Origin of the sequence: Streptococcus sp. HMSC062D07 (assembly GCF_001814215.1) — a bacterium.
Classification (GTDB): Bacteria; Bacillota; Bacilli; order Lactobacillales; family Streptococcaceae; genus Streptococcus; species Streptococcus infantis_I.
Map to the genome: position 1 here is coordinate 1 of NZ_KV815330.1, position 13,046 is coordinate 13,046.

The following is a 13,046-nucleotide window of genomic DNA, read 5'->3' on the forward strand; positions in this document are numbered from 1 at the left end:
TTGTTGGAGCTTCAGTCGTTGTTGGAGCTTCTGTTGTTGTAGTGTAAGTATTTGTAAACTTACGTGCAGCATCGGCTTCTTGAACAGTAGCAACGAGTTTACCTACGCCATTATCTACTACTGAGACATGGATTGTATAACTTTCAGTTGAGTATGTAACTCCTTCTTCTGAACCAGCTTTTTCTGTCAACACGTATTCGTGCTCGCCTGCTTCAGTGTATGAAAGTTTGAAGGCTACTTCGTTTGTTGCAACTTCAACACCCTCAACTTGTTTACCATTTGATGATGTTGCGATGACGTTTCCGCCTTCACTCAATTCAAACTCAAATTGTTCTTTAGCAAGTTCTTTACCAACTAATTCTTTAGTTGCTTTAATAACTGCTTCTGTTGGTGATACTTTATAAGTATTTGTGAATTTACGAGTTGAATCTGCCTCTTTAACAGTTGCAACTAGTTTACCTTCACCGTTGTCTACAACTGAGACATGGATTGTGTAGTTTTCTTTAGAGTATGTGACTCCTGCTGCTGAACCAGCTTTTTCTCTCAACACGTACTCGTGCTCGCCTGCTTCAGTGTATGAAAGTTTGAAGGCTACTTCGTTTGTTGCAACTTCAACACCCTCAACTTGTTTACCATTTGATGATGTTGCGATGACGTTTCCGCCTTCACTCAATTCAAACTCAAATTGTTCTTTAGCAAGTTCTTTACCAACTAATTCTTTAGTTGCTTTGATAACTGCTTCTGTAGGTGATACTTTATATTTGTTTGTAAACTTACGAGTTGAATCTGCTTCTTTAACAGTTGCAACTAGTTTACCTTCGCTATTATCTACTACTAAGACATGGATTGTATAACTTTCAGTTGAGTATGTAACTCCTTCTTCTGAACCAGCTTTTTCTGTCAACACGTATTCGTGCTCGCCTGCTTCAGTGTATGAAAGTTTGAAGGCTACTTCGTTTGTTGCAACTTCGGCACCTTCAACTTCTTTACCATTTGATGATGTCGCGATAACGTTTCCACCTTCGCTCAATTCAAACTCAAATTGTTCTTTAGCAAGTTCTTTACCAACTAATTCTTTAGTTGCTTTGATAACAGCTTCTGCTGGAGTTGCTTTATATGTGTTTGTAAACTTACGAGCTTCATCTGCTTCTGTAACAGTAGCTACGAGTTTACCTTCACCGTTATCTACAACTTTAACATGAACTGTATAGCTTTCTTTAGAGTATGTAACTCCTGCTACTGAACCAGCTTTTTCTGTAATGACATATTCGTGCTCTCCAGCTTCAGTGTAAAGAACTGAGAAGACTACTTCATTTGTTGCAGCTTCAACACCATTGACTGTCTTACCATTTGAAGACGTTGCAATGACGTTACCACCTTCGCTCAATTCAAATTCAAATTGTTCGTTAGCAAGTTCTTTACCAACCAATTCTTTAGTTGCTTTGAATGTAGCACGAGCTGGTGATGGCTCATATGTGTTTGTTAAAGTTGGTGCTTGAGTTGTAACCTCAGCTTTAAGTGTTCCACCTTCAGCTTTAACAACGACTGTTACTTCGTATGAGTTTTCATCAAATGTGATACCTGGAACTTTTGTTTCAGTATTTTCTTTGATGACATAGTTGTAGGTACCAGGACCTTTAGCTTTCAAACCTTCAAATGTGATGCTTCCATCTGCTTTGTTTGTTGTTGAAGCAATTGGAGTAGTCAAGTTGTTTGCATTGTACAAATCAAACTTGAACTCACCATCTTTCAAGGCTACTGGACGATTTCCAGCAATTACTTTCTTAGCAGTAATTGAGAAATCAGCTGCGATTGGTTCGTCTTTAAGGTTAATCTTAGAACCTTCAGCTCCAAGAACTACCTTGTATTCTGTTTCATCAAGATTATATCCAGCAGGAGCTGTTTTTTCTTTGATGATGAATGTCTTACCGACATATTTTTGATCAAACTCATCAGAGATTGCCTCACCTTTTTCATTTGTAGTCAATTCTGTAGAGATAGTTCCGTCTTCTGACTTCACTGTATAAACAGCGCCTGCAACTGGAACCAATGTGAAGGCATTTGTCTTGTTGATCTTAATCTTGAAGGCTGTAGAAGCTTCGATTTGTCCTTTTACAAGAGATACACGTTCAACCGTGAAATCTAATTTTGCACGATTACTACGTTGAGTAAGTGCAGTTCCATCTGCTGTAGTCAACTGGATAACGTTTTGAACTTTGCTACCATCACCTGGTGTTGTTGTATGGTATTCTACCCAATACGATTTAGAACCATCTGCAAAGATAAGTTTGAACTGAGTATAGTTCTCATTCCAAGCTACAGTATAGTCAGTACCTTCTACCATCTTCTTAGCATCTGATGGGACTTGAGAAGTACCATCGTTCAATGTTGCAGAAGAATAAACTACCAATGATTCTGGAATATATTGAATAGCAGAAAACTCAGCTGTATTTGGAAGGAAGTCATTAAGAACTAGGTTTTTACCATAGTCTTGTCTTCCTGTATTGACACGGATTCTCCATGGAGAATAAATATCACCTTTTCCAACTGAACCGATAGCTGCTAACTTTTCTGAAGTCCATTCTTTACTTACTACATCGTTACCAACCTTAGCATAGTTTTCGAAACCTTCTTGCTTGCTGTCAACTGTCTTAGATGTAAAGGTATGTGTGATTGTTTTACCAACACCCTTGTTTTCAAAAGTAAGTGGCGTTGCTGTTTGGTCACTCTTGAACAAGAAAGTAATTGCATAATTTCCTTTCACGCCTTTAACGATATCCCCGCCTGTTTTAGCTTGGAACTCATCAAGGTTCTTCAAAGTAACACGTGCCTTACCACCTTGGTTATCACCATTGGCAGTAACAACTACTGTACCGATATTTACTTTTGTTTCCTTATCGTACAATTCAGTCGTTCCATTATAGACAGTTACTGGTGTAGGAATATCTACATCAAAGTAATCGCCATTGGTCAATTTTCCATCATATTGCTTGAGGTCAAATTGAACAAAGAACTGATTTGTACGATTGGTAATAATCTGATAAGTACCATCTGCATTCGGTTCCAATTTGGAATCCGACATGTTGAGGACACTTATATCAGTTACTACACCCGTTAGTTCTTTTCCATCTGCATAAGCGACATTGGTCGATAAGAACAATGCACTCAGGAAGGTCAGAACTGATACAAAAAATATTAATAACGGCTTTTTCTTTATCTTTTTCACCATTAAATATTTCCTTCTTTCCCTATTTTTTTAAATATATTGAATTATTGACTAACTCACCATCATAGTACTAAAATATAATCTAAAAGTCAATGAAAACGAGGCTCAGAAGCCTCATTTTTAATAAATCACAAATATAATTATTCTATTTCTTTACAATTATAAGTTTTAGAATCATAATGTACGTTTTTATTATAATTTTATTATTTTATATACATTAATTTTCATAAAGTTACAAAAACCATTCGAAAATTTTTGAATGGTTTTCATTTATACGAGAACTATTTTTTCAACAAGCTAAGTGCTCCAGCATCTGCAATAATAGTTACATCTGGATGGTTTTGCAAACTACTTGCTGGAAGACTTTCAGTAACTGGACCTTCAACAGTTCCAGCGATGGCTTCTGCTTTAGATTCACCATAAGCAAAGAGAAGAATAGATTTTGCATCTAGAATATTTTTGATTCCCATTGAGATAGCTTGTGTTGGTACATCTTCAATCTTATCAAAAAAGCGAGCATTTGCTTCAATAGTAGACTGATCAAGATCTACAAGGTGGGTTTGACTATCAAATGGAGTTCCTGGCTCATTAAAGCCAATGTGACCGTTTCGACCAATTCCAAGAATTTGCAAATCAACTGGATGGTCAGCAAGAATTTGGTTGTAGCGTTCTACTTCTTCCTCTGCATTATCTTTGACACCACGAGGTAAAAAGCTTTCTTTGAATGGCTTTTTATTGAATAGATTTTCTTGCATAAAGTAGCGATAAGATTGTGGGTTATCTCCATCAAGACCTACATATTCGTCCAAGTTAACACTTGTAAGATTTGAAAAATCAAGGTCACTCTTAACGATTTCTCCATAAAACTCAAGTGGACTGCTACCTGTCGCAAGTCCTAATGTTTGAGCACCGTTTGCTAGCTTTTCTTTTAAAATTTCAAAAGCTACTTTTCCACCTTCTTCAGGATTTTTTACTTGAATAACTTTCATAATTGTTCCTCCATATTTCTTTATTTCATTATATGGTATAGACCAATTTTTGTCAAGTGTAAACGGTTTAATATTTTAAATTTTATAGGATAAAGTTAAGTAAAAAAAAAGAAGACTAAACTAGTCTTCTCTTTTTAAACTGTCAGAATGAATTAGTCTTCTTTTTTCTTTCTTGACAAAGCATAACCGGCAGTAGCTAAACCAATAAGTGCTGAATAAGTCATGAATGATTGTTCAACTGAACCAGTATTTGGCAATGATTTCTTAGATGATTCTGGTTTTGATTCTGGCTTAGGCTCTGGTTTTGATTCTGGCTTAGGCTCTGGTTTTGGTTCTGGCTTAGGCTCTGGTTTTGGTTCTGGCTTAGGTTGTGGTTTTTCATTTTCCTTGATAAGCACAACATTTTTATTCCATTCAACAACTGGTTTTTCTGTTTCTTTCTTAACAGGATCCTTCACCAACTCAGGTGCTTCTGGTTTAACCGGTTCACTTGGTAAGACAGGTACAGTTTTATATTCTGGTTCTGTCGGTGGAACTGGTTTTTCTTTAACAGTTGGTACTTCTGTCAATTCTGGTTTTTCAGGTTTAACTGGAGGTGTTGGTTCTGTTGGTTTAACTGGCTCTTCACCTGGATCTTGAGGGAAGCCAACATTTGAGTTGATAGAGAACCAATAAAGAGTTGCTTCGCCTGTTGCGTTAGCACCTTTTGCTGTAAATTCAAGATGACCATCTTTCAAAATAACAGCAGCACCACCATAGTAAAGGTAAGGGCTCTTAGGATCATCCCAACCCTTAGTTTCACTTGAAGAGTCCGCATTAAATGTAGCACCTTGATCCATGTATTGGTTTTGTTCTTTAGCAGATACTTCTTTTGTCGATGAATCTTGGTCTACACTTGAATTTGGAAGTTTAATAAACTCTTTGTCACCAATGTTTACAGACTCAACGTGAGGAGTATCTTGGTGTTTCATTTTTGGTGTGTATCTCAAAACACCAGATGTAGCGTCTACAGTGTAAGAACCGATAACGTCTGATTTATCACCGAATGTGTAATCTTCAGTACCAACTGAGTGACCATTTCCGCCACCAGATGCGTTCACTGTTGTAGCATCAACTGTTGGTTCTTCAGTTACTTTGAAGGCATCATCAACCCATGTTGCTTTTTGAGCAACAATTTTCAAAGGATTATCAGCATTGATATCAACTTCTGCACTACCGAAGTCAGCCTTACCGCTTTTCACAACAACGTCTGCACCATCAAGTTTTGGTTCACTTCCATCTGAATATGGATCCCAAGTTCCACGAACTGTATTGCCTTCGCTATCTTTAGCTTCAACAACTAGAGGACGAGGTTTGTCATTTTCAACATAAGATGCACCATTCCAGTGGTTAAGTGAGTTAAGGGCAAGGATTGCATTGTGTTGTGACAAATCAATCAATTGGTCATTTTCATCATAAAACTCAATGTCAACACCAACTGTAACTGGGTTTTCAGTATCAGTTGAGCTACCAATTGTCATTGTAACCGCTGGATCGTTATAAATTTGAACGATTCCTTTTCCATCTGATGATGGAAGGCTCTTCACATCGTATTTATAAACAACTTTTGCAATACGTTTTTCTTCGCTACCTTTTACAATTTTAGCTTGAGTAAGTCCTGTGTATGTCACATCAAATTTATCTCCGACTTTTACAACTCCCCACTCAATTTCATTATTAGCATATGGGTTTGTAGTTGTCACATCAGAATCTTGTAGATTCTTTGTTTCATACATTTTAGTAGCTTTACCATCACCGTACATGCGAGATTGACCTTCTTTTGTCAAGTAAGTTGTTAATCCAGTTGTTTGGTGTGTGATTTTAGTTGTTTCGCCATCAGCAAGTTCTTCAGAGAGGAATGTCAAATCTTGTTTGTATTTCTCAGGATTTCCACCACGCTCTGCAACCATCTTATTGAAGGCATCTTTAGCATCATCGTATTGTGCTTTTTTCTTGTTGTAAATTTCGAGCTCAATCAAGTAAGCAGCTTGTGCTTCATCATAAGCAGCTTTTTTAGTCTTGTAGTCAGCTAATTTAGCTTCATATTCTGCTTGAGCTAATTTATTACTTTCAGTAGCTTCTTGATTTGCTGTTACAGATGCATTGTATGCTGCAAGTGCTGTGTTATATTCTTCAAGAGCTTTTTCATAAGCAACACGTGCTTCTTCATTACTCTGTTCTACTGCTGTTTTTTCTGCTGTTTTTTCAGTCAATTCTTTTTCGTAAGCAGTAAGTTTTGCGTTGTAAGCCGCAAGCTCTTTATCGTAGTTTGCTTGTGCAGCAGCATTTTTAGCATCAACTTCAGCTTTTTCTTTTTCGTAAGCTTCTTGATTTGCTGTTACTTCAGCTTTATAATCAGCTACAGTTTTATTAATATCAGTAACTTGTTTTTCGTAATCTTTAGCAGCGGCTTCCTCTGAATCTTGCTTTTTAGTCTCAGTTTCTTTAACTTCAAGACCTTCATTTTTAGCAGCAGTTTTAGCTTCTTCCAACTTCTCTGGAACTGCAACTTCTTTTGTTTCTTCTCCAGCTACTGTTGTAATTGAAGTAACCGGTGTAGTTGCTGATGAAGTTTCATCGGCAGATACAGTCGCAATACCTGCAGCAGCAATCACTGTTGCGACCGCAACAGAACCAAAAGCAACTGAGGTTTTTCTCAAGGCATACTTAATCGTTTTATTATTCTTTAACGATGACATGACAAACTCCTTTTTAAATATTTTTTATTTATGCTTCTGAAGCAAAAAGAATTTTTGTTCTTCGAAGTCTCAAAAATCGTATCAAAAATAATTTTAAAAGTCAAGTATTTTTTCAATTTTTTTCAATTTTATTTCATTATCTTTTCATTTATTTACAGAAAGTTTACATTTTTGTTGACATTTTCTTATGAACTGTCGTATAATTTCAACTAACAAAATATAATGAATGGAGAGATATTATGAAATTTTCAAATAACCTTTTTCAAGAAAAAGGTCACGGCTATTTCCGCAAGCGAAATAAAGTACTTGTATCTATGATTACGGTCTTTGGTTCTTTGATGTTAAGTTCTGTTGCTATGGCAGATGAAGTTGCTTCAACTTCAACTACAACTACAACTTCAACTACAAACGTAACTAAATCAAGTCAACCAGCCACTAGTACTGAGACCACTAGTGAGCAACCTACTACAACAACTAGTGAGGAAATCCCAAAGACTTCTTCAAGCGAAGATACATCAACTTTGCCTCAAACTTCAAGTACAACTGAACCCACAACGGCTAGTACTTCATCTACAACAAGCACTTATAACACTCCAAAAATCCAAAACGATGTAACATTTAACAAGGCTACATATAAAAGTGGTGAGGATGTTAGCATCTCAATCAATAATCCTAACGTAACTTCATCTGATTTGACAGTATCTCATTTAGACAAAGTCATTTATGAGTTGAAGAATGCTCCAGGAAATTCACTTGTCATTCCAAACTCTGTTTTTTCTCCAAATTCTGGTTATCTCATTGACGTCATCGGAAAGAATGCTGATGGAAAACAAGAACTTCACAAAGTAGCTGGTCTATCAGTCGAAGATGATTGGACTGTATATCCACGTTATGGTGTTGTTGCAGGTTCAAAAGACAATCACAATTCAATCACAAAAGATCAAGTGGAAGGATATAAAAATAGTATTGACCAATTGGCCAACATGCACATCAACAACTACTTCTTCTACGACGTTTACAATACTCCTGCTAATCCATTCCCGGCTAATGTTGAACGATTCACTCAAGATTGGGCTACTTTCTTGATTCCGAAAGATGAAACAGATCCCGAAAAACGTAAAACATACTTACCGGTTATTGACACAGAAGCTGTAAAAGAGTTGGTTTCTCATGTTCATTCAACTGGTGCTAAAGCTATGCTTTATAATATGATTTACGCTGTGTCTCTTGACGAAAAAATCCCAGACCAAGTAAAAAGTGCTATCGTACGCAACTTGCAAGATCACTTCAACTTTGGAAAGACTGGTGATGTTACAGCGACTGACATCCAACAATTTCTAGATCCAGGAGATCCAAACTGGCAAAACTTTATCATCAATGTGATGTTAAAAGCCATGAAAGAAGGCGGCTTCGATGGTTGGCAAGGGGACACTATGGGGACTAACTTGGTTGAAAAAGTTAACGAACCTGGAAAAGCTTTCTCTTTAAGTGAAAACTATCCAAAACTAGCCGCAGCTGCAACAGAGGCACTCAAAAAAGAAGGCTATGACTTCATGATCAACGATATCTCTACTGGAGATGCTGATCGATTAGGAAAAACAAATGTCTCTGCACCATACGCGGAAGTTTGGGGAGATAGCATCGCCTATGATTCTACCTACCAAGCCTTAACACGCTTGACTGAGCGTATGCGAGATTTATACAACGGAAAATCTCCAATTATCGCTGCTTATACTCACCGTGAAAAAAATGCAGCAAAACTCAGCAAAGACAATGAATTGCTAACAGATGCAATTATTGCAGCAAGTGGTGGTTATCATATGACCACTGCTGCTCTCAATACATCTCAAGATGAAAAAGGTTTTGGTGTTATTCAGGCTGAATGGTACCTCAATCAAAACTTACCAGTCAATGCTGATTTTGCTAATGCAGAATTCAACTACCAAGAATTTATCGTTGCCTACCAAGAACTCCTTCGTGGACGCGAAACTTTAGCACATGATACTCGCCGTATTGGAGACAATACAAATGTTCTTGTTGATGGTAACTTTATCGGTTCTAATCTTGATAATTCAGATGGTGTTCAACCTGGTACCGTTTATACCATCACAAAAGAAACTAAAACTGGTGACCGAATTGCTCATTTGATTAATTTAGTTGGAATTACTGAAAACAAATGGAATAGTGCTGTTAATTCCACTACGAAACTGACTAACATCCAAGCTTTTGTACCACTCGGTAGAATTTCAAAAGATCAGGCCGAACATGCGAATATCTATTGGGCTACACCAGATGCTGTAGAAGGAAAATATAATATTCAACTTCGTGAAACTACTGCCAATGTATATTATGACAGCGGGGCCGGTCAATGGATGGCTGCAATTGATGTTCCTAACCTAGATGTATGGGATATGCTCTATGTCAAACTTAATGAAGTTGCCCGTGTTCTTTATCAAGATGAAACTGGTAAAGAACTGGAACGTTCAAGCGACTTTGTTGGACATACTGATGAAAAGATTGACTACTCAACAAAAGATACGATTGCTAAATACCTAAAACAAGGTTATAAACTAGTTGAGAACGAATTTGATAAAAATGGACCAGCAAAATTTGACCGAGATGCTTCAAACATTAATGGTGATGGCATCCAGGAATTCATCGTTCGCTTTACACCAAAAATTGTAGATTTTTCTGAGACACAACCAATTCAAGTTGGCCAAGTTGTTCCAGGAGATACCGATGGTAGCCTCTATCCAACTCCTAAAGCTCCAAATGGAAAATCTATTAGTGATCTCAATCATTTATCAGAAAAAGTAACTCGTACTATCACCTATGTTACTGAAGATAAGAATGGTAACAATCGTCAAGAAGCTGACATCGTTTCAAAAACAGATAGTTTAAACTTTAGCCGAAAAGGAACTATCAATTTGGTAACTGGAGAAACAACACTTGAAGATTGGGTGTCTAAAGACGGTACTACTTTCGCAGATTATGAAAATCCAGTCAAAAATGGATATGTTGTCGTATCTAAAGAATCAAATGCAACAATCTCTCCTGATCTTAATAAATCTGGAGGTCATACTGGAATCCTAGCTGAATCTGATGACATTTCTGATATTGTTGTCTACCGACCAGTCGGTGTTTATACAATTAGTTATGCATCAGGAAAAGAACCATCAAATGCTATTAAAGAGATTGCATATTTAAATGATCCTTCTAATCCAACTGCTATTTCAGCGCCAACTGCAACTCTACCATATATTGAAGGGTTAGAACCAAAAGATGCAACTGGAAAAATCTTAACCTTTGTAGATCCACTTGATGAAACAAAGGGATACCTTCTTCCTACTGCAACTTCTGCTACTAATGATACAGTAATTACTTATACAATTTCTCAAGGATCAGTGACGGTACAATTCCTCATTATAGGCAGTGATACCGAATTACAAGACTCTCAAACAGTTTCTGAAAACGCAGACTTTGGTACGAACTATACTACAGATGCACCAAAAGTAATTACAAAAGACGGTCTAGTCTATAATTTAGTTGGTCATCGTGAGGGTTCTGCTGATGTTTCAGGAACAGTATCTAAGGGAAATAAAACAGTAATTTATGACTACAAACTTGCTTTAGGAAATGTAATAGCACGATTTGTCCTTCAAAACACCACAACTGAATTGCAACCAGCTATCGTTATTGCTTCAAATGCAGATAACGGTTCTGCCTACATTGCTGTTGCACCGGACGAAATTTCTTATAATGGTCAAACATACGAACGTATTAGCAGTGCACAACAATCAGGCCAAGTCGGAGTAGGAACTACAGATCTGATTTTTGAATACAAAGTCAAAGAATTACCAACTCCTCAACCTCAACCTCAGCCTAAACCTCAACCTCAACCTCAACCTCAACCTCAACCTCAGCCTAAACCTCAGCCTAAACCTCAAACTCAGCCTAAACCTCAACCTCAGCCTAAACCTCAACCTCAAACTCAAACTCAAGTTCAACCTCAAACTCAAGTTCAAGTTCAAGGTTCTGAACGCCAAAAAGAGTCAATACAATCAGAAAGAACTTTGATTAAACCTGGTAGTCAGCTACCTGCAACAGGAGAGCAAAATTCCCAATTAGCATATCTTGGATTTGCTTTTCTCACTGGATTTGCAGGTCTTGTCGGTTATAAAAAGAAACAAGATTAAACTACTATAATTTTAAAAACCCAAGGAATAAGTCCTCGGGGTTTTTTTAAGAAAATAACAAAGAGGCCTTGCTCTTACGAGCAAAGCCTCTTCATTTTAGAGCTAAAATTGCTATTTCAATACCAAAATATTGATCTTATCTCAATCTTAGTCTTCACGTCTTTTTGGTTTTGCAATTAAACCAAGACCTACTAGACCAAGTGCTGCACCTAGAGCCACTAATCCAACTTTAGATTGCTCACCAGTATTTGGCAACTCACGACCTTTAGGTTTTTCCGGAGTTGGTGGTGCTACCGGCGTTGGCGGCGTTGGTGGTGTTGGCGGTGTTGGCGGTGTTGGCGGCGTTGGCGGTGTTGGCGGTGTTGGCGGCGTTGGCGGCGTTGGCGGCGTTGGCGGTGTTGGTGGTGTTGGTGGTGTTGGTGGTGTTGGTGGTGTTACCTTGTTGTTAAACTCAGTATCTTCAGGCATTTGTGAAGTAAGGGTCAACACTTTACCATCCTTAGTTACAGTAACTCCAACAGTCACTACCATATTGTCATACTCAACTCCAGCCTCTGTACCTTTCACTTCTTCTACATGATAGATATGAGTGCCTTCTTGACCACGTTTGAACTCAAGAGCTGAGAACTTAATCTTACCTTCTGCATCGTTGCTTACAGTTTCAATTACGTTGCCATCTTTGTCTTTCAATACGAAGCTGAATTCTCCAGCTTTCAACGCACGACCTTCCAATTTCTTTGTGAAGTTGAATTCAACTTTTACTGGGATATTAACAACACGTTTTTCAGTTGGTTTTTCTGGTTTTTCAACTGATTTCTTAGTTGGATCATATTGGTGAACAATTTGAGAAGCTGTATTTTCAATATCTACACCTTCCTTAGCAGTTTCCTTGATACGTGCAAGAATATCAAACTTGTAGTAACGTCCAAATGCTAATTTAGCAGTGTCGATTACTTGAGTATTTTCTGCATCTCCAAGAGACATAGTCAAGTCAGCCTTAGATGTAGCAGTAATGACACCATCCACAATTGAAATATCAAACTTAGCTGTTACATCTTCACCAGTTACTGAATCGTAAGCTTTAATATTAGCTACATTAACATCCAAGTTTTCACTGTCATATTTATCTGTAATTCCAACAGATTGAATATTGTGAGCTTCTGTAAATTTAGTTGTATCAAGCCATACTTGGTAAACAACCTTATCACCTTTATGGAGTGTTTGAGTATTGATATTTTGCGCTTCATTATTATCAACTTTGTCCGCATATGGATCTTTGTTGGTATCAGCTACTTTATCAGTTAACTCTTTATCATCATCCAGAAGTTTAGTTCCAGTAATGTCAAATTTCTCTTCTTTAAGAATATATTTTTCTGGGTTAAACTCAGGAGTTTCTGGAGGAGTCACAGTGTTATTGAACTCTTTATCTGGAGCATCAGTTAGTGTCTTCACAAGTGCTTTAGCTGTACCATCGTATTTAACTTCTACTGTGATTTCAGCCTTCATAGAGTCGTAAGTGACTGTCGCATCAGATCCTTTAACTTCTTCTACAGTGTACTTATGAGTTCCAACTTGGGCTTTAGTGAATTCAAGTTTAGCGAATTTCACCTTGCCATCTTTATCGTTCTGAACCGTTTCGATTTCAGTACCTTTAGAGTCTTTCAATACGAAGCTGAACTCACCAGCTTTCAATTCACGGCCTTCCAATTTCTTAGTGAAGTTGAATTCGACTTCAATTGGAACTGAGTTGACACGTTTTTCAGTTGGTTTTTCTGGTTTTTCAACTTTCTTCGTAGATGGGTTGTAGTAGTTTACAATTTGCGCTGCTGTATTTTCGATGTCTACTCCACCTTTAACGTCTGTTTTAACAGTGGCTGGGATATCGAATTTATAGTAG

5 protein-coding genes are annotated in these 13,046 nt (G+C 37.4%); 1 reads left to right on the forward strand and 4 read right to left on the reverse strand.

Features of this window, described 5'->3' with window-relative positions; translation table 11 throughout:
* The 3 genes from HMPREF2957_RS09380 to HMPREF2957_RS04975 form a co-directional block, all read right to left on the reverse strand.
* Positions 1-3,229, reverse strand: a 3,229-nt coding sequence (locus HMPREF2957_RS09380; protein ID WP_083312338.1) for a Spy0128 family protein, incomplete at its 3' end; no start/stop codon positions are given.
* 278 nt (positions 3,230-3,507) lie between these two features.
* On the reverse strand, positions 3,508-4,215 hold the full coding sequence (locus tag HMPREF2957_RS04970) for a glucosamine-6-phosphate deaminase (RefSeq protein ID WP_004252523.1): 708 nt from the start codon (positions 4,213-4,215) through the stop codon (positions 3,508-3,510).
* A 152-nt stretch (positions 4,216-4,367) separates the two neighbouring features.
* The gene (locus HMPREF2957_RS04975; protein ID WP_070677875.1) at positions 4,368-6,953 is read right to left on the reverse strand and encodes a GbpC/Spa domain-containing protein; all 2,586 of its coding nucleotides are present in this window, start codon (positions 6,951-6,953) and stop codon (positions 4,368-4,370) included.
* Between the two features lie 239 nt (positions 6,954-7,192).
* Between HMPREF2957_RS04975 and HMPREF2957_RS04980 the strand changes: the two genes are divergently transcribed.
* A complete protein-coding gene (locus HMPREF2957_RS04980) occupies positions 7,193-11,149 on the forward strand; it encodes a glycoside hydrolase family 66 protein (RefSeq protein WP_070677877.1) in 3,957 nt (1,318 codons plus the stop codon).
* Positions 11,150-11,296: 147 nt separating this feature from the next.
* On the opposite strand, the gene HMPREF2957_RS09385 is transcribed toward HMPREF2957_RS04980, so the two are convergent.
* The coding region (locus HMPREF2957_RS09385) for a Spy0128 family protein (protein WP_261674145.1) at positions 11,297-13,046 on the reverse strand (1,750 nt) is incomplete at its 5' end.

Bases quoted from the DNA above. Each gene is read 5' to 3' on its own strand.
- HMPREF2957_RS04970 (WP_004252523.1), bottom strand. From the start codon at position 4,215: ATGAAAGTTATTCAAGTAAAAAATCCTGAAGAAGGTGGAAAAGTAGCT.
- HMPREF2957_RS04980 (WP_070677877.1), top strand. From the start codon at position 7,193: ATGAAATTTTCAAATAACCTTTTTCAAGAAAAAGGTCACGGCTATTTC.
- HMPREF2957_RS04975 (WP_070677875.1), bottom strand. From the start codon at position 6,953: ATGTCATCGTTAAAGAATAATAAAACGATTAAGTATGCCTTGAGAAAA.